This is a genomic window from Microbacterium tumbae, assembly GCF_054780175.1.
The window spans coordinates 993,533-1,016,871 of record NZ_BAAGWV010000001.1 but is presented as its reverse complement, the minus strand read 5'-3'; the positions used below and the strand labels follow the sequence as shown (position 1 = coordinate 1,016,871).

Below are 23,339 nucleotides of genomic sequence, written 5' to 3'. Positions count from 1 at the left end.
CGAGGCTCTCAGCGTCGGATCGGATCGCGGTGCGGAGTGGGCTCGAGCGTGAAGTCGGTGGAGGGATCCGCCCAGGTGTCCTGTCCGGCGCGGCCGCGCGCACGACGGATGGCGAGAATGCCCCGCACCAGCGGCGCTCCGATGCCGAGGGCCATCGCCCCCGCCATGCTGCGATCCTCCGAGCCGAGCACGCTCTTGCGATGCCAGGCCGCCTGCAGCGCTCCGCCCCGGCCGGAGGGGACGGGCCGCGCGGGGAGGACGCCGGCGCGTCGGGCCGCGATGAGCTCCTGTGCACGATCCCACCAGTCCGACTCCGCCGCGGGGTGGAAGTAGTTGTCGTGCAGCCAGCCGGGGTGCGGATGCCGGAATCGGCGCCCGATGACCTCCTCTGCGCCGCCCAGCAGGCCGCTGCCGACGAAGACCGTGTTCAGGAGGGCCTTCCGCACGCCGAAGACGTCGAGCGCTATGACCGGGACGCCGCGCGCCACCGCCTCGATCGCAGCCGTCGAGCTGATCGTGACCAGCCCCTCTGCGCCGTCGAGCGCCTGCGCCATCGACTCGTGCGAGAACACCAGGTTGCGCGGACGGGAGACGAGCAGATCCGCGTATGCGTCGCGCTCGAGGTGGGTCTCCACCTCGCCGGGACGGGACCGCAGCTTGACGACCACGCGGCGCGAGGGGTCGGCTTCGGCCGCGCTGCGCAGGATGCCGGCGAGAGCAGCACGGTCGGCGCGGTCCACGGGAACGAGGGCCTGGGAGGCGAAGACGAGATCCGTCGCGCGCGGGCGGAGGACCGCCGCGTCCGCCGGGCGCTCGGCGAGGGCGACGGCGCCGCCTCCTCCGCTCGTTGAGCGAGGACGCGCAGCGACCGAGTCGAAACGCGCTCCACCGAACTCCGTTTCGACTCGCTCCGCCCGCTCAACGAACGGGGAGGAGTCGGACCGCTCAACGAACGGGGAGGAGTCGGACCGCTCAACGAACGGGGAGGAGTCGGACCGCTCAACAAACGGGGAGGAGCCCGCGCGCACCCTTTCCTCCGCCGCGGCGAAGGGCAGGGTGGCCAGCGCGAGGGGGACGTCCACGCCGACCCTCCGGCCCAGCTCGGCGAACGCCCGCTCCTCCCGATGCGAGTGCACGACGAGGAGATCCGATTCCCGTCGGTACTCCAGCGTGCCGCGCTGCGCGGGGATCGACATGCCCGGCAGTCCGCTGATCACGACGGGCCTGCGCTTCAGCCGGTCGATCCGGCGGGCGACCAGGCGCACGAACGGCCCTCGGCCGGCGATCACGACGGCATCCGGCAGGTGGCCACCCAGCCAGCCCTCCAGCTCGCCGAACCCGAGGCGCGTGACGGCATCCGCTCCGAATCGGGTGCCGGCGAGCGCCGTGACCTCCTGCGCCGCGCTCACCGTCAGCGGCGTGCGGACGAGGAGCAGATGGGCGCGGATGCCGGGGACGGCGTCGAGCAGGTTCGCCGACCACTTCACGAAGGAGTCCGCGTCGGCGATCGCGACGACGCGCAGCGGAGAGCTCATGCGGGAACGCGGCGCAGCTTCGCCATCGGGGCGAGCTCGCCGGGGAACACGCGCTTGATGCCGTCGCCCAGCGCCGTCTCGATCACGCGGATGTCGCGGACGAGGTGGTCGATGCCGCCCGGCTCGAGGGAGGCGGCGTGATCCGACCCCCACATCGTGCGGTCCAGCGTGATGTGCCGCTCGACGGCGACGGCGCCCAGCGCGACGGCGGCGAGGGAGATCTGCAGACCGCGCTCATGGCCCGAGTAGCCGACCGGGACGCCGGGATAGCGGTCGCGCAGCGCGGCGATGACGCGGAGGTTCGCCTCCTCCGGCTCCATCGGATAGGTCGAGGTGGCGTGCATGAGCACGACGCGGTCGGTGCCCAGGGCGTCCAGGGCCCGGTCGATCTGCTCCAGCGTCGACATGCCCGTGGAGAGGATGACCGGCTTGCCCGTCTCGCACAGCGCGCCGAGCAGCTCGGTGTCGGTGAGGCTCGCGGAGGCGACCTTGTGCGCGACGACGCCGAGATCCTCGAGGAACGCGACGCTCGGCACGTCCCACGGCGACGCGAACCAGTGAAGGCCGCGCATCGTCGCGTGATCGCCGATCTCGATGTACTCATCGCGACCGAACTCGACGCGGCGCCGATAGTCGAGGTAGCTCATCGTCCCCCACGGCGTCTCGCGCTGGACGTCGCGCATGTGCTCGGGCGTCGCGATCTCCGGGGTGCGCTTCTGGAACTTCACGGCGTCAGCGCCGCTGCGCGCCGCGACGTCGATCAGGCGCTTCGCGAGCTCGACGTCGCCGTTGTGGTTCAGGCCGATCTCAGCGATCACGTAGACGGGACGACCGCCCCCGATGACGCGCGATCCGATGCTGACGGTCATGTGTCCTCCCCTCGTGGAACCCCTATCCCTCCTGAGTACGCCGTGAGGGTGAACGCCGGCGGGCCGGCGGGTTACCCGCGACGGTCCGGATGCTGTCGGATGCCCGTCCCTGGCTAGGCGCCCTCCTCCCCCATCCGGGTCGCAAAGAATGTCGCTATCACCGCGAGATAGCGACATCTTTTGCGACCCGCAGCGCGAAGATCGCCGCTAGGCGACAGAATTCGCGACCTGGATCTGGATATATGGACCTGAGCCGGGGCCGGGACGTGAGACGAGAACAGGCACGCCGGGGTGCGCTGAACCGCGGCCGGCCTCAGCGCGCCAGCACCCGCTCGATGAGCTCGCGCACGGCCCCGTCGCCACCCGACCTGTGCAGCACGATGCGCGCCTGCGCCCGCACGAGGGGATGCGCATCGGCGACGGCGACGGGCCAGCCGACCATCCGCATCGCGCCGAGGTCGTTCACATCGTTGCCGAGATAGGCGATGTCGCCGAGGGCGATGCCCGCCTCAGCCGCCCAGTCGGCGAGCGCCTGCGCCTTGTCGTCGATTCCCTGCAGCACAGGGACGCGCAGCTTGCCGCCCCGCGCGGAGACGACCGGGTTCGTCTCGGTGGAGAGGATCAGCATCGGTATGCCGGCGCGGCGCAGCATCCCCACGCCCATGCCGTCCTCCCTGCTCACCCGGACGAACTCGTGTCCCTCGGCGTCGACGAGCACGGTGTCGTCGGTGTGCACCCCGTCGAAGTCGGTGACGACGGCCTTGGCGTCGATGGCCTCCGGCGAGCCGACGAGGCCGGCGACGGCGGAGGCGATCGTCAGGTGCTGCGCGTCGTCGATCTCGACGGCCGACCACTCCGGGACCTCGACGATCCCGATCCTTCCGAAGAACCGGTGCCCTGCAACGCGGAACCCCTCGGCGGAGAACGCGTAGAACGCGCCCGTCTCCAGATAGTGGGGCTCGCGGTCCTGGCGACGAGGACGATGCGCGGCGTCGTGGTTGACGGCCTCCGCGGCATCCCCTTCGTCCCGCCGCCAGAGGAACCCATAGGTCTCGTGCGCGGAGAACACGCTGTCGTAGCGTCCGGTCCGCACAAGCTCGACGGCCTCGTCGATGCCGGCGGACGGGACGAAGGGGCTCGTCGCCTGCACGAAGACGACGGTGCCGACATCCAGGCCCTCTCCCGCCAGCACGTCGAGCGCGTGCAAGAGCGCGCTCTCGGAGGACGCCGTGTCGCCGGAGATGTCCGCCGGACGGCGGATGACCTTCGCACCGGATGCCGTGCTGACGCCGGCGATCTCGTCGTCATCCGTCGACACCACGACGAGATCCACGCCCGACGCCGCAGCCGCCGATCGCACCGCGCGCTCCACGAGCGGGATGCCGCCGACCCTGCGGAGGTTCTTGCGCGGCACCTGCTTCGAGCCGCCGCGGGCCGGGATGATCGCCACGGTCAGGCCGGGCACCGTCACGCTCTGCACCTTCTCGTCCTTCATTCGCCGCGCACCGCCTTCCACGCCCGAGCGGCGCGGCGCCGGGCACCGGCGACGGTCAGCCGCAGCTCCTCGACACGGCCCACTCCCCCGCGCGAGCGCAGCACCCTGCGCAGACGGCCGTCGGGCGCGGCGCCGGGCAGGGCGAGCTCGGCGAGACGGCGCGCTCCGAAGTACCGCTCGCGCTCCGCGGGAGGCATCTCCCGGAGGAGCCGCTCGGCACGCGGTCGCAGGTGCGCCGCGATCTGCGGCTGCATCGCGTAGGCGACGGCGTCCACGAGCAGCTGCATGCTCTCCGGCTCTGCATAGGGCGTGTCCTCGCGCGTGAGCGCGTCGACGAGGGCGGCCGGGACCCTGTTGCTGTTCTCGTACGGATGCAGTCGCTGCAGCACCGCCCCGACGCCGACCGCCGCGACCGGGCGCCCGTAGAGCGTACGGACGGTGGGCAGCGCGGTCGAGAAGCCGGCGACGACCCCGACGGCATCCAACCGCTCCGCCACGAGCTCCGCGGGCACAGGGCCGCGGTACTCGGCGAACGACAGTCCCCGCCGGCGGGCCCGTTCGCGCACCGCGTCCGTGACGGCCGGCGGGGCGGACGGATGCGGCTTGAAGACGATGCGCCCCGGAGCCCAGGAGGCGGCGCGATCGACCATCTCCTGCTGCATCGCGATCTCCTCAGCCGCGGAGACGAGGCCCAGCGCCGAGAGGTACTGACCGAGCACGAGGGCGCTCGGCGTCCCGTCGGACAGGGCGTCGAGCTGCCCGTCGGCGACGTCGGTCTCCTCCAGCGCGGTGCGGAAGGCGGCCGGCGGAACCGGCGTCCGCGACGCCCCCGCCTCCGTGAACAGGGCCGGCACGACGCCCGGAAAGACGTCGGCGTACACGACCCGGCCGACGCGCTCCACGACCGTCCTCGGCAGCGTGACCCGGATCGGCGAGTAGGTCATGAGGCCATCTCCGATGATCGTGATCCGCGCATCCGGGAACAGCGACAGCAGCGTCCTGGCCGGCGCCGCCTGCGGACTCTGCACGCACAGCTCGAGGTCGTCGTCGAGGCGCCACGCGCGCGCGAGCAGCCTGCGCAGCAGCGGCAGGTCGGCGTCCTCGGGCTGCCAGGAGCCGGGGTGCGCGGGCGAGAGCAGCGCGTCGAGGGACTCGCTCCGATCGAAGCGCCCACGCAGGGAGGCGAGGTTCCCCTGGACGTCGATGCCGACGGTCGTCTCGGGGATGCGGGCGGAGTTCACGGCCACCAGCACGCGTTCGCCCCCGCCGTCCAGGAGACCCTCGTCGATGGCCGCGGCCGCGGTCGCCAGGCCGTAGGCGCTGTGCAGGACGAACAGCCGGGTCACGTCGCCCGCCCCGCCCGGCGCAGCGTCCGGGCCAGCACGCGGCGCCGCGGTCCGTCGAAGCGCTCCAGCGCCTCCGCTGCCTCCTTCTCGGGCAGGCGTGCCAGCAGGTTCCGGATGCCGGCGCGCATCTCTCGCCGGAGAGCGGGGGCCATGCGGCGCGAGCGGACCATGTGATGCGAGCTCAAGGCGAGGACGGTCCACACCGCCTTCGGCAGGAAGCGCTCCGCCTCGGCATCCTGCGTCACGATGTCGAGAACGGCGGACAGCGCACGGGGGAAGTCGAGCTGACGGCGATCGCGCACCTGCGTCAACGACGTGTCGACACCCCTCCGATAGAGGAGCGCGGGCGCGTCGACGACGGCGAAGGAGGACGCTCCCAGGTGCAGGCGCCAGATCCAAGGACGGTCCTCCGCAGTGAACAGGCCGTCGTCGAACGCGGCGAGGCCGCGGTCGATGATCCGGCGGTGGAAGATCCCCGCCCAGGCGTAGGGGTAGTCGACCATCGTGGTGTCGTCGGCAGGGAGGATCGCCTCGCGTGGCGGCAGGGCCACGCCCCGCCAGGTGAACGGTGCGCGGACGAGGACGCGATCGGCGTCGGCCACGCGGACATGATCGGTGCGCAGGAAGTCGACGTCGAGCCCGCGCAGCCGTTCGTGCAGCACCTGGAGGCGGAGGGGCTGCATCCAGTCGTCCCCGTCGAGGAAGCAGAACGCCTCGGTGTCGACGTGCGCGAGGCCCCGGTTGCGGGCGCTCGCGAGCCCGGTCGGGCGGGCATTGACGAGGACCTCGGCATGCGTGAAGCGATCGGCGTGGCTGCGCATGATCGCGCCGGTGCCGTCGGTCGAGCCGTCGTCGATCGCGACGAGCTTGATCGCAGACGGATCATCGAACTGGCGCAGCAGGGTTGCCAGCGTCGTGCCCACGTAAGGCGCGGCGTCCTTCGCGGGGAGGATCACGGTGACCAGGGGACGCACGCGCTGGATGGTCCCATCCGCACATGGACGGATGGCGAAGGCCCGGTGAACGCCCGGTAGCCCGCCCCTTCGCCGCTCCCCCGTTCGTCGAGGACGCGAACCTGTCCCTCCGCTACCCCCGTTCGTTGAGCGAGGACGCGAAGCGACCGAGTCGAAACGCCCTCACCACGAGCTCCGTTTCGACTCGCCTTCGGCTCGCTCAACGGACGGAAAGAGACACCCCGCCCAACCCACCCGCTCGTTGAGCAAGGACGCGAAGCGACCGAGTCGAAACGCCCCTCGACGCACGAGGTACCGTGAGGACATGGAGTGGATCAGCGACCCTGCCCCCGCCGGCGCCTGGCTGCGAGCCAGGCTGGACGACTATCTCGGCGTCGTCCCGCACGGCTACGAGGCATACGCGCGGGTGTTCCATCCGGCCAGCGTGCGTTCGTTGCCTGATCGTCCCGTTCCGGAGATGGACGAATGGGAGCGGATGCCAGACACCGAGCAACAGCGCCTCATCGCTCTCTTCGACGATCGGACAGCGACCTGGGCGGAGACGGCTGAGGCATTCGCGACGATGCTGCATCCGCTCGCACAGTGGCGACATCTCGTGCGGACGCCGTCGGGCGCAGATTGGAACACCCGCATCGCACCCGACGGTCGCGAGTTCACGTCTCCGGATGAGGGCAGCCTGCCCGTCGCCGCTTTCGCGGCCGTGGCCGAGCACCTGCTCGCGCACACCACATCCGCGGATGCCGGTTTCGTCGCGATCTGGGAGGGCTGGGGTGGACTCCTCGGGGGTCATGGCGGCAACGGGCGGGCCTTTCTCACCTTCACCGACGAACCGCCCCGCGAACCGAGATGGTGGAGCAGCGTACGAGCGAATTTCGAGAACCCGTTCCGCAAGCCCGTCTGGCAGGAGGGCATCCTGTCCCGCGAGATCTCGGACGGTGCGCGTCTCGAGCTCCCCGGTCGCAATCACATCCTGTTCTCCGCGCCGCCGCGGGCCTTCGCCGACCCTGACTGGATCCTCGACGCACCCTGGCGGGACCGAGCCGCGGAGGAGCACGGATTCGCGCCCTCGGCGCAGCATCCCAGCATCCTGTGGCCCGAGGACCATGCCTGGGTGATGGTGAGCGAGATCGACTTCGACTCGACCATCGTCGCCGGCTCCGCGGAGCTCGTCGCCGCGATCTGCGCCGACCCGCGCCTGGAGGCCATGCCCATCCCGGAGGGCGCCGACCTCACCTGGGACGGCGACACGATCAACGGCTAGTCCCCCGTCTCGCTTCGAGCGCCCCCGGGTCCTCGCCGGTCGCCGCGCGAGGACAGTGCAGCCCCTTCACCCGCTCGTTGAGCGAGGACGGCGCAGCCGACCGAGTCGAAACGCCCCACCACGAGCTCCGTTTCGACTCGCCTCCGGCTCGCTCAACGAACGGTGGGAGGCGGCCCGCTCGACGAACGGCCGCGTCAGCGGGCGACCGGCGGCACCTCGGCCCAGCTCGCACGGTCGTCGGCGCTCGGCGCCGCGGGGATCCGGCCCCTGCCGTCCGGCTCCGGGATCGCGGCGAGCAGAGACCGCGTGTACGGATGCCGGGGGTCGGCCCACAGCTCGGCTGTCCCGCCGGACTCGAGCACGCGTCCTGCGTACATCACAAGCGTGCGGTCGGCGATGCGCCGGACGACGGCGAGGTCGTGCGAGATGAACAGCATCCCCGCACCGACCTCTGCGACGAGATCGCGCATGAGGCCCGCGACGCTCGTCTGCGTGGACGCGTCCAGCGCCGAGATCGGCTCGTCGGCGATGAGCAGCTTCGGCCGGGCGGCGAGCGCCCGCGCGATCGCGATGCGCTGCTTCTGCCCGCCGGAGAACTGATGCGGGAAGCGGCTCGCCCACGCGGGGTTCAGCCCGACGCGCTCCAGCCATTCCGAGACCTCAGAGCCCTCGTCGCCGCGGGCGAGGGCCGTCCGGATGCCGTCCCTGATCTGATCGCCCACCCGACGACGCGGGTTGAGCGAGGTCGACGGATCCTGGAAGACCATCTGGATGCCGGTGAGAGCCGTGCTGCGCCGGCGGAGCCCCATCGTCGCGACCGGCATCCCGTCGAAGAGCACGGTGCCAGCGGCGATCCTCTCGATGCCGGCCGCCGCGCGCGCGAGGCTCGACTTGCCGCTGCCGGACTCGCCGACCAGGGCCACGGTCTCCCCCGCCGACACCCGGACGGACACGTCGTCGACCGCCACGACCGGCGGACTCCCCGGATAGCGGACGACGACACCGGCGGCGTCGAGAACGGAGTCACTCATCGTCTGCTCCCTCGATCCGCGAACCGGGCAGCGCCGCCAGCAGCGTCCGGGTGTAGGCGTGCTGCGGGTCCGCGAACAGCGTGGCGCGATCGGCACGCTCGACGATCGCGCCGTCCTTCATCACGGCGACGTCGTCGGCGATCGCGCTCATCACGCCGAGGTCGTGGGTGACCAGCAGCACAGCGAGGTCCCGCTCGACGGCGAGCTCGCGCAGCAGCCGCAGGATGCCGGCCTGCACGGTCACGTCCAGCGCCGTGGTCGGCTCGTCCGCCAAGAGCACTTCCGGGTCGCACGCCAGCGCGCACGCAATCGCGATGCGCTGACGCTGGCCGCCGGAGAACTGGTGCGGATAGCGGCCGAGGGCCTCTTCGGCCCGCGGCACCTGCACCCTCTCGAGCAGCTCGACGGCCCGCGCCTCGGCCTGCTTCCGGTTCAGTCCGAGATGCACCCGCATGTGGTCGGTCAGCTGCCTGCCCACGGTGATCTGCGGATGCAGCGATGCGGAGGGATCCTGGAAGACCATGGCGATGCGCTTGCCGCGCACGCGGTTGAGCTCGCGGCGCGGCATGCCGAGCAGCTCCGTGTCGCCGAGCCGGATCGAACCGGACGTGCGGGCCTGCCGCGGGAGCAGCCCGAGCACCGCGAGAGACGTGAGGGTCTTGCCGGAACCGGACTCGCCGGCGAGCCCCTGCACGCGACCGGGCTCCAGGTCGAGCGAGATCCCGTGCACGAGGGGGCGGCCGATCTCGATGCGGAGGTCGCGGATGCTGAGCGCGCTCATGCCTTCGCCCCCGCAGCCGAGGCGGTGAGCTCGGCCTGGTTCTCGTGGGCGACCTCCGCGGTCGGGTCGAGCACGTCGCGCATCGCGTCGCCGAGGAAGTTGAACGCCATGACGACCGTGAGGATCGCGAGGCCGGGGAAGACCCCCAGCCACCAGGCGTCGAAGTTCTGCATCGCGGCCGAGATCATGGATCCCCATTCGGCCGTCGGCGGCTGCGCCCCGAGCCCGAGGAACGAGAGGCCGGACAGCAGCAGGATGGCCGAGCCGATGTCGAGGGTGGCCAGCACGAGCACGGGGCCGGCGATGTTCGGCAGGATGTCGACGACGAGGCTGCGCAGCGGGGAGTGGCCGAGCAGACGCCCGGCGATGACGTAGTTCTGCCTGCGCAGGCTCAGGACGAGACTGCGCGTGACGCGCGCGTACTGCGGCCACGACACGATGACCGCGGCGATGACCGCATTGAACAGCGAGGGGCCGAGCGACGCCGCGACGACCATGGCGAGGATCACGGTCGGGAACGCCATGAACAGGTCGGTGATGCGCATGAGGGTCTCATCCACCCAGCCGCCGAAGTAGCCGGAGACCGCGCCGATGATCGTGCCGATGACGAGGGCGGCCGCCACCAGCGCCAGCGCGAGCGGGATCGTGACCGTGGCGCCGGTCATGAGCCGGGAGAACACGTCCCTGCCGTTGCCGTCCGTTCCCATCAGCGTCTCGATCCCCGGAGCCTCGAGGCGCGGCAGCACCTGGGCGTTCGGGGCGAAGGGAACCCACCACTGGGCCGTGAAGGCGACGACCACCCACGCCAGGGCGATGACGGTGCCGATGACGCCGAGCGGGGTGCGCCAGGCGCGCGGCCACCGGAAGCGGACCGCCCACCTCCGCGCGACGCGGGAGTCGTCGAGGGCGCTCATGCGATCCTCACTCTCGGATCGAGCACGCCGTAGAGCAGATCGACGACGAGGTTGATGACGAGGTAGATGACGCCGACGACCAGGCCGACGCCCATGATGCCGGGCAGGTCCAGGTTCGCCGCCGCGTTGTAGGCGTACGTGCCCAGCCCCGGCCAGGCGAACACCGACTCGACGAGCACGGTGCCGGAGAGCAGCGCCCCGAAGGCCACGCCGACGACCGTGAGGATCGGCAGCGCAGCGCCGCGGAGGACGTAGCCGAGGACGACCCTCGTCCCGGACAGCCCCTTCGCCCTGGCGGCGCGCACGTAGTCGCTGTCCAGCACCTCGAGGACGGACGTCCGCACGAACCGCGTGAGCAGGCCGATCGTGACGAGCGAGAGCACCATGACGGGAAGGGCGAGGTGCGCCGCCGCGTCGAAGAACCCGACGCCGTCGCCGTTCAGCAGATAGTCGACCGTGTAGAAGCCCGTGATCCGCGGGGGTGGCGTGATGGAGGGCGAGATGCGGCCGGAGCCGGGAGCGACGCCGAGCTGCAGGAAGAAGAAGTAGTAGGCGACGAGGGCGAGCCAGAACGTCGGGATGCTGAGGCCGACCAGCGTGACGACGCGGACGACCTGGTCGGCGACCATGCCACGCCGATACGCGGCGAGCGTGCCGAGCACCACGCTCACGGCAAGGCTCACCACGATCGCGCACACGGCGATCTCGATCGTGGCGGGCACCGCGGTGGCCAGATCGCTGGTCACCGGCCGTCCGGTGACCAGCGAGGAGCCGAGATCGCCGCGCAGCAGGTTCCCCATGTAGAGGAAGTACTGCACGACGAGCGGCTGGTCGAGGCCGTGCTCGGCGATGAACGCCTCCCGCGTCGCCGGATTCTGCGACGCGCCCTCGCCGAGGGCGGCGGACACCGGGTCGCCGGGCACGAGGTTCGTCAGCGCAAAGGTGACGATCGTGACGCCGATGAGCAGCAGCAGCGAGGTGCCGAGACGGCGCAGCAGGTACCCGACCAGCGGAGAGCGGGTCGGGCGCCTGCGTGCGCCTGCGGTCGTGCTCACAGGATGCGTCAGCTCGCGGGTGCGATCTCGGCGATGTCCATCTCCCACACGGAGTTGTACACGGCGCCGTCCACGTCACCGGCGGCCGCGATGTTCCGGCCGGGGACGATGAGCGGGACGAAGGGCCCTTCAGCCTGCATCGCCTCGGCGAAGGCGGTGAAGGCCGCCGTGCGCTCGTCGGCGTCGGTCGAGCTCGCGGCGGAGGCGGCGAGCTCGGCAATCTCCGGGTTGGCATCCTCGGTCCAGCCGGCACGCAGGCCGACGGTCAGACCGGGGGCGAAGGGCAGGAAGTTCGCCGAGTCGGCGTAGTCCGGGCCCCAGAACCAGAGCCCGAAGCCCTCGGCGCCGCCGACGTAGGCGTCCAGCTCGGTGGCGAACGGCGCAGGAGCCAGCTCGACGGTGATCCCGGCGTCGGCCAGCTGCGCCTGGACGCGCTCGGCGAGCGGGGTGAACTCCACGCCGCCGACCGGGTAGTCGTTCGGGAACTGCAGGGTCAGCGTCTCGCCGTTATAGCCGGACTCGGCGAGCGCCGCGGCCGAGGCGTCCAGGTCCTGCGCGACGCCCTCGGGCAGCGCGCCCTCGAACCCGGGCGGGATGACGCCGGTGGCCTGCGCGGAGCCGGCGCCGGCGAGCTCCAGGAGCGCGTCGTAGTCGAGCGCGTAGCGGATCGCCTCGGCGAGCTTCACGTTGGCGAGCGGGCCTGCGATGTCACTCGACTGGTTCAGCAGCAGGAAGATCGTCTGCCCGGAGGGGACGGAGTCGATGTTCACGTCGTCGCCGAGGCCTGCGACCTGGTCGCCGTTGAGGTCCATCGCCACCATGGTGTCGCCGCCGGAGAGGTTGGCGAGCTGCGTCGCGCTCTCGGTGACGTTGCGGATCACGACGCGGTCGTAGGCGCTCTCCTCGTCGCCGTTGTATTCGTCGTTCCTGGTCAGCACGACCTGCGAGGAGAGGTCGAGCGTGTCCAGGACGAAGGGACCGGAGCCGGCCGAGGCGCCGTCCAGGAACGCCTGGGCGGTGTCCGTTCCGTCGATGGTGCCGCCGTTCTCGATGACGACGTCCGAGTTCACGATGCCGAGCGCAGGGTTCGCGAGGATCGCGGGGAGCTGCAGCAGCGGCGTCTCGGTCGTGAACGAGACCGTCTTGTCGTCCACCTCCGCGATCGTGACGCCCGCGAGCAGGAAGTTCGGCTTGGCCTCGGTCATGCCCTGGATGCGCTGCAGCGAGAAGACGACGTCCTTCGCCTCGATCGGCGTCCCGTCGGAGAAGACGCGATCGCCCTCGAGCGTGAAGGTGAACTCGGTGGCCGTGTCGTTCTGCTCCCAGGAGGCGAGCCCGGGAACGGGGGTGGAGACATCCGATCCTTCGAAGTCGACGAGCGTCTCGTAGATCGCCTTGGCGACCATGTTGCCGGTGGGGTCATAGGTGTGACCGGGGTCGGCGGTCTCGATCGAGAAGGCGGTGTCGATCACGAGGGAGTCGGAGGAGCCCTCGCCGCCGTTGTTCGCGGAGTTGCCGCCGGAGCAGCCGGTGAGCACGAGGAGCGCCGCGGCTCCCACCGCGACCAGGGACCTGCGGGATGACGAGGACATAGACCCTCCTAGGGAAGAGGAGTGATTCGGGATGCGGCCGAGCTGCTGTGGACGACCGTGTTCAGATTGACATGTTGCGTGACGATCTGTCCAATGAGAACAGCGCATCCCACACACATCGCAGATCAACACCGGATTGAGGGAGATTATGTCCAACGAACGACCGAACGACTCGGCATCCGCTGGACGAAGTGCGTCCGCCGTCGACGAGATCGGACTGCGCATCCTCGAGGTGCTGCGCGAGAACGGCAGGGTGTCGATCGCCGCGCTGGCCGAACGGGTCGGCATCTCGCGCGCGAACGCCTACGCCAGGATGGAGGCGCTCGTGCAGAGCGGGGTCATCACCGGCTTCTCGGCCTCCGTCGACCCTGCGGGGGCCGGTCTCTCGATCGGCGCCTTGGTGTTCGTCACGGTGCACCCGCAGTCCTGGCCGGCGTTCCGCGAGCACGTCCTGGAGATGCCCGATGTGGAGTACTGCGCCGTGACGACCGGGGAGCACGACGCGATGCTGCTCATCCGGGCGACCGATGTCGGAGGGGTGCACGAGTTCTCCACGGGCGTGATCGCCCAGCTGCCGGAGGTGCGCACCGTGGTCAGCGTTGTGATCCTCGACGAGGTGATCCGTCGCCCGTACGTGCTGCCGTCCGACATCCCTGAGCGCACCTCGGAGTCGACGCCGCTCGGGATGACCCGCTGGACGCCGGCGCCCGGCGCGCGCGAGGCGCTGCCGCCGCGCTGATCAGGCGTCGACGACCTCGACGCAGATGCTGAGCTGGGGCTCGCCGTGCATCTCGTAGTGCTCCACGAGACGCAGGCCCTCGGCATCCTGCTCGATGTCGCTCTCGCCCTCGCCCGTGACCACGGACCCGTCGGCGACGAGCACATGCGCGAAGCGGATGCTGATGCGATCGCCGCTGCGCGTTCCGAGAAAGCGCCCGAAGGTGACCGTGTCCCCCGTGTAGTCGCCCCACACGATGCCGGACTCCTCGCGATACCGGAAGACGCTCGGAGCGTCGGGGTCGACGACGGAGGTCGTGGAGGACGTCATCCGGAAGGTGCGTCCGTCGAGCGAGGGAAGGGCGATATGCGTGGTCACCCCTCGATCTTCCCACCCGGGGATTAGCGTGGATGCCGTGAGCCCGCCTTCCCCCGCGATCGCCTTCGACGCCCACCCCCTCACCGAGCCCGTCGACCCGCGCGCCGTGAGCGCCTTCGTCGCGGAGATGCGCGCGCGGCGGACGACGAGCGTCACGGCCGGCGCCGTCATCGCGATCGTCGCGGTCGTGCTGGCCGCCGTCGTGCTGCTCCCGATGATGCTCATGATCGGGATCGGCGTCGCCACGCAGGGATTCCCGCCCGCCGCGATCCTGCCCTTCCTGCTGATCCTCGCCACCGTCGTCATCGGCGGGGCGTTCGGCGTCGCCGCGTGGCGCAGGAACCGGGTGAAACGGTACCGGCTCTCGCGCTTCGCCGTCGCCAACGGGATGACCTATGAGGACCGGATCGACGCACCGGGTCTTCCCGGCATGATCTTCGGGATCGGATCGGGACGGCAGTCACGGGAGCTGGTGCGCGGGCACTCTCCCCGGTTCGTGGAGTTCGGGAACTACCAGTACACGGTGAAGTCGGGGAAGAACTCGACCACCTATCGCTGGGGCTACGTCGCCGTCAAGCTCGACGTTCCTCTCCCGAACATCGTCCTCGACGCCACCGGGAACAACTCGGTGTTCGGGTCGAATCTGCCCGCCTCCTTCCGCAAGGACCAGAGGCTCTCCCTCGAGGGGGACTTCGACCGGTACTTCACCCTCTACTGCCCGGAGGGCTACGAGCGGGACGCACTGTATCTGTTCACGCCCGACATCATGGCGCGCTTCGTCGACAACGCGGCGCAGCTGGACGTCGAGATCGTGGACGACTGGCTGTTCCTCTACACCCAGCGCGAGGCGTCCACTCTCGACCCCGCGACCTGGGCGTGGCTCTTCGGCGCGGTCGGCGCGCTGATCGCGAAGTTCGATCAGTGGGCGCGCTGGCGCGACGAGCGGCTGATCGCGGAGAGAGGACCGGATGCGGCCGCCCCCGCGCCCTCGTCTGCGCTGCCCTTCGCGGCACCGGCCGGTCTGCTGGCGCCGCCGCCGGGAGTCGCGCGCGAGGGACGACGGCTGCGGCGGGGAACCAGGTGGGTGCCGATCGTCTTCATGATCGTCGTCGGACTGTTCTGGTTCTGGTCGAGGTGGCACTGAGCCCGGCCGGAAAGCGGCATATGGGGGTGGGCGCTGTTTCTGGGGATTCAGCTCCCACCCCATCCCCCCTCGGGATCGGAAGAAGCGAGCCCCCTCCGCATAGGCGGTCACCCGCCCGACGCCAATGCCGACTGGGGTTCGGCAGTGCTTGGCGTATGCGTACAGAATATTCACGGCTACGTTGCACCGGGTTGCATCATGGCCGCTGAACGGAAAACGTCATCAGTCCTCAGGCGGCGTCACGCGCCGCGCAGCGCCTCCCACTCCTTCCGGCGCTTCGCCTGCAGCGCAGGGTCCGGCACGGGCAGCGAGGCGATGAGGCGACGGGTGTAGTCGTCCTTCGGAGCGCCGAGTACGTCAGCGGTCCGCCCGTACTCCGCGATCTCACCCTGGTGCAGGACGACCACCTTGTGCGCGAGCATGTCGACCACCGCCAGATCGTGCGTGATGAACAGCGTGGCGAAACCGAACTGCTCCTGCACCTCGCCGAACAGCTCCAGCACCCTCGCCTGCACCGAGACATCGAGCGCGCTCGTCGGCTCGTCCGCGATGAGGAGCTTCGGATCCAGCGCCAGCGCACGCGCGAGCGAGGCCCGCTGGCGCTGACCACCGGAGAGCTCATGAGGGTACCGATCCCCGAAGGCGGCGGGCAGCTGAACCGCCTCGAGGAGCTCGTCCACCCGGCCGCGCGCCGCGGCGGCGTCCTTCGCGACACGGTGCACGATGAGCGGCTCCGCGACGTTCTGCGCGATCGTGAGCAGCGGATTGAAGCTCGTGCCTGGATCCTGGAACACGAACCCGATGTCCCGCCGCAACGGTCGGAAGTGCCGCTCCTTCACGCCGAGCATCTGCATCCCGAGCACTTCGAGCGAACCATCGGAGATCGGCGCGAGGCCGGCGATGGCCCTGCCGATCGTCGTCTTGCCCGATCCGCTCTCGCCGACGAGGCCGACCACCTCACCGGGGGAGAGCGTGAAGCTGACGCCCTTCACCGCGCGGAACGGCGCACGACCGAGGCGGCCCGGATACTCGATGACGAGATCCCTGGCCACGACCAGCGGGGCGGTGTCCTGCGCGACGGCGAGGGGACGCTCGACGATCTCCAGCCGAGGCACGGCCGCGAGCAGCCGCCGGGTGTACTCGTGCTGGGGCGCGGCGAACAGGTCGGCGACCGGCGCGGTCTCGACGAGCTCGCCGTTCAGCATGACCGCGACGCGATCCGCCAGATCGGCGACGACGCCCATGTTGTGGGTGATGAGCACGATGGCCGTGCCCTCCTCGTCGCGCAGCGTCCGCAGCAGGTCGAGGATCTCGGCCTGCACGGTCACGTCCAGCGCCGTGGTCGGCTCGTCCGCGATGATCACGGCCGGCCTGAGCGCCAGCGCCATCGCGATGACGATCCGCTGCTTCTGCCCGCCGGAGAACTGGTGCGGGTAGTCGTCGACGCGGCGCTCCGGTTCGGGGATGCCGACCCGGCGCAGCATGTCGACGGCCACCGCCCTCGCCTCCCGCCTTGACACGCCGCCGTGGGCGCGCAGGCCCTCGGCGAGCTGCCAGCCGACCGGGAACACCGGGTTCAGCGCGCTGGAGGGCTCCTGGAAGACCATCGCCGCCGCCGTTCCGCGCACGGCGCGAAGGCCGGCGGCATCCAGCTTCGTCACGTCGGTGCCCTCCAGCACCACCGCGCCGGAGGTGATCGCGGTCTCGGGCAGGAGACCGAGGATCGAGCGCGCCGTGACGGTCTTGCCGCTGCCGGACTCGCCGACGATCGCCAGCACCTCCCCGGCGCGCACATCGAGACTCACCCCGCGCACGGCATGCACGTCGCCGCCGTCGGTGGCGAAGGTGATGTCCAGGTCGCGGATCTCCACTGCCGATGCCATCACTGCACCTCTCCCAGGTCTTCACGGGTCACCGGCTGCGTGGCCGCGACGGCGTCCGCCGGCGTTCGACCGGCGCGTCGTCTGGCGCGCAGGCGCGGGTCCGCCAAGTCGTTCAGGCTCTCGCCGATGAGCGTGATGCCCAGCACCACGAGGACGATCGCGAGTCCGGGCGGGATCGCCGTCCACCAGATGCCCGCGGCGACGTCGCTGATCGACTTGTTCAGGTCGAAGCCCCACTCGGCGGCGGCGGTCGGCTCGATGCCGAAGCCGAGGAAGCCGAGGGCCGCCAGGGTCGAGATCGCCTCCGCCGCGTTGAGCGTGACGATGAGCGGCAGGGTGCGAGTGGAGTTGCGCAGCACGTGGCGGAACATGATCCTGCTCGTCGGCGCGCCGATCACGCGCGCGGACTCCACGAAGGCCTCCGCCTTGACGCGGAGCACCTCGGAGCGCACCACCCGGAAGTACTGCGGCACGAAGACCACCGTGATCGAGATCGCCGCCGCGAGGACGCCTGGCCACAGCCCCGACTGACCGCCGCTGATGGCGATCGCCGCGACGATCGCGAGCAGCAGGGTCGGGAAGGCGTAGATGGCGTCAGCGGCGACGACGAGGACGCGGTCGACCCATCCGCCGAGGTAGCCGGAGACGAGGCCGAGGAGCACGCCGATCACGACCGAGAGCGCGACGGCGACGACGATCACGAGCAGCGCGGTGCGGGAGCCCCAGATGACGCGCGAGAGCACGTCGTAGCCGCCGACCGTGGTGCCGAGAAGGTGCGCCGCGCTCGGCGCCTGCTGGGCGCCGAAGTTCCCGTCGGCGTCCTTGAGCTGGTTGAAGCCGTACGGGGCGATCCACGGTGCGAGGAGCGCTGTGAGCAGGAACATCCCGGTCAGGACGAGGCCGGCGACCAGCATCCCGCGCTGGAGCCCGACGCTCTGACGGAGCTGATGGACGACGGGGAGTCTGCTGAACAGAGAGGTCTTCGCCATGTCAGTACCTCACCCTCGGGTCGACGAAGGCCGCGATGATGTCGACCACGAAGTTGGTGACCGCGACGATGACCGCGATCATCGCCACGATGCCCTGCACGGCGACGAAGTCCCGCGATCCCAGATATGCGGCCAGCTGGAAGCCGAGGCCCTTCCATTCGAAGGTGGTCTCGGTCAGCACGGCGCCGCCGAGCATGAGGGCGATCTGGAGGCCGATGACCGTGATGATCGGGATGAGCGCCGGACGATACGCGTGCGTGCGCACCAGCCGTCCCTCGCCGACGCCCCGTGAACGGGCGGCGTCGATGTACGGCATGTTGTAGGTGCCGATGAGGTTGGTCCGCACGAGGCGCAGGAAGATCCCGGCGGTGAGCAGGCCGAGGGTCGCGGCCGGCAGGATCGCATGCAGGAGCACGTCCTGGATGTACGCCGGGTTCCCGGAGGCGATCGCGTCGATGAGGTAGATGCCGGTGCCGCCCTCGCGGCCCAGCGCGATCTCGGTGCGCACGTTCGCACGGCCGGACACGGGCAGCCATCCCAGCCAGACCGAGAAGACCAGCTTCGCGACCAGGCCGGAGAAGAACACCGGGGTCGCGTAGAAGAGGATCGCCGAGACGCGCAGGCCGGCGTCGGGCCAGCGGTCCCGCTTGGCGGCGGCGATCATGCCGAGCGGGATGCCGACGACGAAGGCCACGATCAGGGCGTAGACGACGAGCTCGAGCGTCGCACTGCCGTAGGTGAGCAGCACCTCCACGACCGGACGGTTGTCGGTGAGGGTGTTGCCGAAGTCGAAGGTGAGGATCTGGCCGAGGTACTCGACGTACTGGACCAGCACGGGTCGGTCGTAGCCGGCCGCGTGGATCCGCTCGGCGAGCTGATCGGGGGTGAGCTGCCCGCCCAGGGCCGCGGTGATCGGGTCGCCGGTGAGGCGGATGAGGAAGAACACCACCGTGACGAGGATCAGCACGGTGGGGATCATCAGCAGGAACCGGATGAGGATGTACCGGCCGAGGGAGCTTCCGCCGGTGCGGCGGCGGGTGCGGGTGGGGGGATGGTCGCCGGCCGACGCGGAGTCGGCGGGCGACGAGGCAACGTCGCTGGTCATGGGATGGACCCTTCGCGGGGGATGCCGGACCCGCCCGGCCGCCGGCTCGATGAGCGGTGCGACGCGGACGGGTCCGGCATCCGGACTGCTAGTTGGTGATGGAGGCGAAGCGGAGCTTGAACGAGGCGTCGAGAACGACGCCGTCCACGCTCGTGCCGGCCACCGCCACCTGAGCGCCCTGCAGGAGCGGGATCGTGGAGAGATCCTGGGCGACGAGCTCCTGGATCTTCTCGATGTCCGCGGTGCGGGTGTCGGGATCCGTCTCGACGGCCTGCTGCAGGATGAGGTCGTTGACCTCCGCGTTGTCGTAGTGGTTGCCCAGGAAGTTCTCCTTGAGGAAGAACGGGGTCAGGTAGTTGTCCGCGTCGGAGTAGTCCGGGAACCAGCCGAGCTGATACGCCGGGTAGACGTCGGCGGTGCGGTCCTCGGAGTACTGCACCCACTCGGTCGACTTCAGGTCGACGTCGAACAGGCCGGACTCCTCGAGCTGCGCCTCCACCAGCGCGTACTCGTCGCCGGAGGACGGACCGTAGTGGTCCGGGCTGTACTGCAGGCTCAGCTTGACCGGGGTCTCGACGCCTGCGGCCTCGAGGGTCGCGGCGGCCTTATCGGCGTCCGGTGCGCCGTCTCCGTCGCCGTAGAGGCCCTTCAGCGCCTCGGTCGCGCCCGCGAAGCCCTCGGGCACGTAGGAGTACAGCGGGGTGTAGGTGCCCTTGTAGACCTGCTCGGAGATCGCGTCGCGGTCGACGAGGTCGGCCACGGCCTGCCGGACTGCGAGCGCCTTCGCCGCATCCGCGTCCGGCGTGCTCGCGCCGTAGGGCTGCGTGTTGAAGTTGAACACGATGTAGCGGATCTCGCCACCGGGGCCGTCGATGACCTGGACGTCGTCGTTGCCGGCGAGGTCCTCGATGTCCGTGGCCGAGAGGCTGCGGTAGGCCACGTCGACGTCGCCCTCCTGGACGGCGAGCTTCAGGTTCGACGACTCGGCGAAGTACTGCAGGACGACGCTGTCGTTCGCCGGCGCGTCGATGAGTCCCTGGTAGCTCTCGTTCGGGGTGAACTCGACCGCCTTGTTGAAGTCCCACGAGGAGATCGCGTACGGTCCGCCGAAGGCGTTCGCGTCGACGATGTCCTGGTCGGGGGTGAGCTCGGTCGCCGAGAACGTCTCCTCGTCGACGATCGCCCCGGGGAAGCTCGTCAGGATGAACGGGAAGACCTGGTCGTTCTCGGTCTTCAGGTGGAAGACGACGGTGGTGTCGTCCGGCGTCTCGACGCTGTCGAGGTTGTACAGCAGGCTCGAGGCGCCGTTCGGGTCGGCGATCGCGACGTTGCGGTCGAAGGAGAACTTGACGTCCGACGAGGTGAGGTCGTTGCCGTTGGCCCAGGTCAGGCCCTCGGGAAGGGTGACCGTGTACTCGGTCGGCGAGGTGAACTCCGCCGACTCGGCGAGATCGGGGACGACCTCCGTGCTGTTGTAGTCCGTGTTGACCAGGTACGGGAAGACCTGGATCTGGACCGCGAGCGAGCCGTTGTCATAGGAGCCGGCCGGGTCGAGCGTGGTGACCTTGTCGGTGGTGCCGACGATGATGTCGCCACCGGCGGCGTCGCCGCCGCCGTTCCCGCCGCCGCCGTTCGCGCAACCGGCGAGGACGAGCGAGGTGACGCCGATGGCGCCGATCGCGAGGCCGAGGCGGCTTCGCGTGCTGTTCTGCAGAGACATGAATCTCCCCATCTGTGAAGGTGCTGCAGCCTCGTCGGGTGGACGGGCTCAAGGCACCATCATGCACACGCATGAGAGCGGATGCGGAGCGCGAGCCCGATTTCGTAACGAGACCGAAACCCGCTGACAGCGGGACTCGGCACCATCTCGCGCGTCAGGCGGCGAGCGCAGAATCCAGTCGTTCCCTGACCTTCGGCCGCGCGGTCACGAGGGGCGCACCGTCGAACTGCTCCGCCATCCGGGCAAAAGCTTCGGCGCCGGACGCATCGACCGGCTGCAGGACCTTGATGTGCACCGAGCGCACCCGATCGATCCAGAGCGGGACGAAGCGCACGTGCACGGTGCCGGCGCGGGTGTACCGGAATACCTGCTCATGCACTCCGTCGTGGGCGAGCGCGCCGGTCCGCCACAAGGTGTCGAACCGGGGCGACTCGGTGCGCAGGCGATCGACGAGCCCGGTCCAGGCGGGATCGTCGAGATGCTCGGCCATCGCCGCTCGCAGGCGTGCGACCATCCGCGTGGTGACGCCGTCGTAATCCCCATAGGAACGCTGCCAGGCAGGATCGAGGAACGCACGCACCATGCAGTTGCGGTCGGCGATGGGCGCGTCGTCCAGATCATCGATGAGAAACCGGTACGACGCGTTGCTGGCGAGGATGTCGTACGTCGCGGTCTGGATGCACGCCGGCAGCGGCATCAGCGTGGCCAGCAGGGCGAGATGGTCTGCCGTGACCACTTCGCACATGGAGGACAGCGGCGCACCGGGTGCGGCGTGGCCCGTCGCGAGGATCCACAGGTGCTCGCGTTCGTCGAGGTCGAGTCGCAGTGCTCCGGCGATGGCGTCCAGCACGGACGGCGAGGGACGGATATCGCGTCCCTGTTCGAGCCATGTGTACCAGGTCACCCCGACGCCCGCGAGGGTCGCGACCTCTTCACGGCGCAGTCCAGGAGTGCGCCTTCGACCGCCTGCAGGCAGGGATACCTGTGCGGGACTCAAACGCTCCCTTCGGCTGCGCAGGAACGCTCCGAGTTCACGCCGCACCACGGTCGCACCGTCGACTGTCATCACGAATACCAGGATAACCACGCTCTGTATACCCGGATCAACGCGTCCGATCCTGGATGCATGACCGATACCGAACCCCTTTCCCGCACCTCGCCAGGGACTCTGACGACCGCCGGCGCGACCGCCCTGCTCGCGGGCACCGCGCTCGCCAATGTGATATTCGGCACGGCGACGATCGTCGCGCCGACAGCGGCCGCTGACCTGGATGCCGATGCCGGGGCGGCGGGCCTGTTCGTGGCGCTGTTCTCCGCCGGCTTCGCCGCCGTTCTCGTCCTCGGCGGACGGCTCGGCGATCGGCTCGGACGACGACGGCTGTTCCGGATCGGCCTCGGGCTGCTCGCCGTGACGTCGCTCGGCGTGAGCGTCGTCCCCGGTCTGTCGGGACTGCTCCTGGTCCGCGCCGTCCAGGGCGTGGCGGCGGGCCTGATGCTGCCGCAGTCCCTCACCACCATTCAGGCGACCACCACGGGGGAGCGACGCCTCCGGCTCATGTCGGTGTACGCCGCCGTGCTCGGGGTGGGCACGACAGCGGGACAGATCGGCGCCGGCGCGCTGGCGACGCTCGGGCCGAGCACCTGGCGACTCGCCTTCGCCGCCGTCGGCGTCCTCACCCTCGCCGTCCTCCTGCTGACGGGCCTGATCGTGGAGACCATGCCGCCGACCGCATCGGGGATCGACGCAGTCGGCAGCTCGCTGCTCGCCATCGCCATCGTGTCGTTCCTCGTTCCGGTCGGACTGGGCCGAGGCGCGGGCTGGCCGTGGTGGACTTGGGCATCGCTCGTCCTCGCCCTGCTCGCGGCACTGATGCTCGTCTGGTGGGAGCGTCGGCTTCCTGCCCGCAATGCACTGGTCCCTCCGGACGCGTTGCGCACCCCGATCCTGCGGATCGGGCTGCTGCTCACGCTCCTGTTCTTCACCGGCTACGGCGCGTTCGTGTTCCTCTTCTCGCTGACGGCATCCTCCGGGCTGGATCTCGATCCGCTCGCCGTCGGCATCTCGCTCGCGCCCTTCGCCCTCGCCTTCATCACCGGCACGCTCTCGTCACCGCGGCTGACTCGGATGCAGGGGTCGGCTCGTCTGATGCAGGCTGCTGCCGTGGTGCAGTCTCTCGCCCTGATCGCCGTCGGCCTGATCGTCTGGCTCGGCTGGCCCACGCCGTCTTTGCTCGGACTGCAACCGGTGCTGCTCGTGCTCGGATTCGCGCAGGCGCTCGTGTACACGCCCCTCATTGGGACGATCATGGGCTCGCTGCCGCCCGATCTCACGGGCACCGCGAGCGGACTCCTCTCGACCGTTCAGCAGGTCGGCCTCGCACTCGGCGTGGCGGTGATCGCCGTGCTCGCAGACGTCTTCTCGAACGCCGGCGGTGCGGGGTTCGCCGGCTGCGTGCTCCTGAACGTCCTTCTCGCCGTCGGCTTCGCGATCGTGGTGAGGCGACTGCGGCGGCATGCCTGACGTCCGTTCCCGGCCCGTCCGCCGCCAC

20 protein-coding genes are annotated in these 23,339 nt (G+C 70.2%); 4 read left to right on the top strand and 16 right to left on the bottom strand.

Annotation, left to right across the window (positions count from 1 at the left end):
- Nucleotides 1-8 precede the first annotated feature (8 nt).
- The 5 genes from ACYVGQ_RS04670 to ACYVGQ_RS04650 all read right to left on the bottom strand — a co-directional run bounded on the left by ACYVGQ_RS04670 (nt 9) and on the right by ACYVGQ_RS04650 (nt 6,219).
- Nucleotides 9-1,535, bottom strand: a complete 1,527-nt coding sequence (locus tag ACYVGQ_RS04670; RefSeq protein ID WP_460783368.1) for a DUF6716 putative glycosyltransferase — start codon at nt 1,533-1,535, stop codon at nt 9-11.
- A complete protein-coding gene (locus ACYVGQ_RS04665; protein ID WP_460783367.1) occupies nt 1,532-2,404 on the bottom strand; it encodes an N-acetylneuraminate synthase family protein in 873 nt (290 codons plus the stop codon). Before ACYVGQ_RS04665 ends, ACYVGQ_RS04670 begins: the two co-directional genes overlap by 4 nt.
- Nucleotides 2,405-2,717: 313 nt before the next feature.
- Nucleotides 2,718-3,899 carry a cytidylyltransferase domain-containing protein gene (locus ACYVGQ_RS04660; RefSeq protein WP_460783366.1) on the bottom strand — a complete coding sequence of 394 codons (1,182 nt, stop codon included), beginning with the start codon at nt 3,897-3,899 and terminating at the stop codon, nt 2,718-2,720.
- Nucleotides 3,896-5,245, bottom strand: coding sequence for a polysialyltransferase family glycosyltransferase (locus tag ACYVGQ_RS04655; RefSeq protein WP_460783365.1), 1,350 nt, complete (start codon nt 5,243-5,245; stop codon nt 3,896-3,898). The genes ACYVGQ_RS04660 and ACYVGQ_RS04655 overlap by 4 nt, the downstream gene beginning before the upstream one ends.
- Nucleotides 5,242-6,219 (bottom strand): glycosyltransferase family 2 protein, encoded by a 978-nt coding sequence (locus tag ACYVGQ_RS04650; RefSeq protein ID WP_460783364.1) that lies wholly within the window; start codon nt 6,217-6,219, stop codon nt 5,242-5,244. Before ACYVGQ_RS04650 ends, ACYVGQ_RS04655 begins: the two co-directional genes overlap by 4 nt.
- Nucleotides 6,220-6,523: 304 nt before the next feature.
- Here ACYVGQ_RS04650 and ACYVGQ_RS04645 point away from each other — a divergent pair, with 304 nt between their 5' ends.
- A complete protein-coding gene (locus tag ACYVGQ_RS04645) occupies nt 6,524-7,480 on the top strand; it encodes a hypothetical protein (RefSeq protein WP_460783363.1) in 957 nt (318 codons plus the stop codon).
- A 194-nt stretch (nt 7,481-7,674) separates the two neighbouring features.
- On the opposite strand, the gene ACYVGQ_RS04640 is transcribed toward ACYVGQ_RS04645, so the two are convergent.
- From ACYVGQ_RS04640 to ACYVGQ_RS04620, 5 genes are read right to left on the bottom strand one after another with little or no spacing between them, the layout of a single operon-like run.
- Nucleotides 7,675-8,511, bottom strand: coding sequence for an ABC transporter ATP-binding protein (locus tag ACYVGQ_RS04640; protein ID WP_460783362.1), 837 nt, complete (start codon nt 8,509-8,511; stop codon nt 7,675-7,677).
- Nucleotides 8,504-9,292, bottom strand: coding sequence for an ABC transporter ATP-binding protein (locus ACYVGQ_RS04635; RefSeq protein ID WP_460783361.1), 789 nt, complete (start codon nt 9,290-9,292; stop codon nt 8,504-8,506). Before ACYVGQ_RS04635 ends, ACYVGQ_RS04640 begins: the two co-directional genes overlap by 8 nt.
- A complete protein-coding gene (locus tag ACYVGQ_RS04630) occupies nt 9,289-10,206 on the bottom strand; it encodes an ABC transporter permease (RefSeq protein ID WP_460783360.1) in 918 nt (305 codons plus the stop codon). Before ACYVGQ_RS04630 ends, ACYVGQ_RS04635 begins: the two co-directional genes overlap by 4 nt.
- Entirely contained in the window at nt 10,203-11,261 is a 1,059-nt protein-coding gene (locus ACYVGQ_RS04625) for an ABC transporter permease (protein ID WP_460783359.1), read from the bottom strand. Before ACYVGQ_RS04625 ends, ACYVGQ_RS04630 begins: the two co-directional genes overlap by 4 nt.
- An 8-nt stretch (nt 11,262-11,269) precedes the next feature.
- On the bottom strand, nt 11,270-12,853 hold the full coding sequence (locus ACYVGQ_RS04620) for an ABC transporter substrate-binding protein (RefSeq protein ID WP_460783358.1): 1,584 nt from the start codon (nt 12,851-12,853) through the stop codon (nt 11,270-11,272).
- A 148-nt stretch (nt 12,854-13,001) separates the two neighbouring features.
- On the opposite strand from ACYVGQ_RS04620, the gene ACYVGQ_RS04615 reads away from it, so the two are divergent.
- Complete coding sequence (locus ACYVGQ_RS04615; RefSeq protein ID WP_460783357.1) at nt 13,002-13,592, top strand: Lrp/AsnC family transcriptional regulator; 591 nt, start codon at nt 13,002-13,004, stop codon at nt 13,590-13,592.
- Here the strand turns inward: ACYVGQ_RS04615 and ACYVGQ_RS04610 are convergent, their stop codons facing one another.
- Nucleotides 13,593-13,949 carry a hypothetical protein gene (locus tag ACYVGQ_RS04610; protein ID WP_460783356.1) on the bottom strand — a complete coding sequence of 119 codons (357 nt, stop codon included), beginning with the start codon at nt 13,947-13,949 and terminating at the stop codon, nt 13,593-13,595.
- Nucleotides 13,950-13,986: 37 nt separating this feature from the next.
- On the opposite strand from ACYVGQ_RS04610, the gene ACYVGQ_RS04605 reads away from it, so the two are divergent.
- Nucleotides 13,987-15,093 (top strand): hypothetical protein, encoded by a 1,107-nt coding sequence (locus tag ACYVGQ_RS04605; protein ID WP_460783355.1) that lies wholly within the window; start codon nt 13,987-13,989, stop codon nt 15,091-15,093.
- Nucleotides 15,094-15,332: 239 nt separating this feature from the next.
- Here ACYVGQ_RS04605 and ACYVGQ_RS04600 read toward each other — a convergent pair whose 3' ends face one another.
- The 5 genes from ACYVGQ_RS04600 to ACYVGQ_RS04580 form a co-directional block, all read right to left on the bottom strand.
- On the bottom strand, nt 15,333-16,976 hold the full coding sequence (locus ACYVGQ_RS04600) for an ABC transporter ATP-binding protein (RefSeq protein ID WP_460783354.1): 1,644 nt from the start codon (nt 16,974-16,976) through the stop codon (nt 15,333-15,335).
- Nucleotides 16,976-17,965: an ABC transporter permease gene (locus ACYVGQ_RS04595; protein WP_460783353.1), complete on the bottom strand. Its 990-nt coding sequence runs from the start codon at nt 17,963-17,965 to the stop codon at nt 16,976-16,978. The genes ACYVGQ_RS04600 and ACYVGQ_RS04595 overlap by 1 nt, the downstream gene beginning before the upstream one ends.
- Nucleotide 17,966: 1 nt before the next feature.
- On the bottom strand, nt 17,967-19,070 hold the full coding sequence (locus tag ACYVGQ_RS04590) for an ABC transporter permease (RefSeq protein WP_460783352.1): 1,104 nt from the start codon (nt 19,068-19,070) through the stop codon (nt 17,967-17,969).
- A gap of 88 nt (nt 19,071-19,158) precedes the next feature.
- Nucleotides 19,159-20,790: an ABC transporter substrate-binding protein gene (locus ACYVGQ_RS04585; RefSeq protein ID WP_460783351.1), complete on the bottom strand. Its 1,632-nt coding sequence runs from the start codon at nt 20,788-20,790 to the stop codon at nt 19,159-19,161.
- A 154-nt stretch (nt 20,791-20,944) separates the two neighbouring features.
- The gene (locus ACYVGQ_RS04580; protein WP_460783923.1) at nt 20,945-21,856 is read right to left on the bottom strand and encodes a helix-turn-helix transcriptional regulator; all 912 of its coding nucleotides are present in this window, start codon (nt 21,854-21,856) and stop codon (nt 20,945-20,947) included.
- Nucleotides 21,857-21,916: 60 nt separating this feature from the next.
- Here ACYVGQ_RS04580 and ACYVGQ_RS04575 point away from each other — a divergent pair, with 60 nt between their 5' ends.
- The gene (locus ACYVGQ_RS04575) at nt 21,917-23,311 is read left to right on the top strand and encodes an MFS transporter (protein ID WP_460783350.1); all 1,395 of its coding nucleotides are present in this window, start codon (nt 21,917-21,919) and stop codon (nt 23,309-23,311) included.
- The last annotated feature ends 28 nt before the right edge of the window (nt 23,312-23,339 follow it).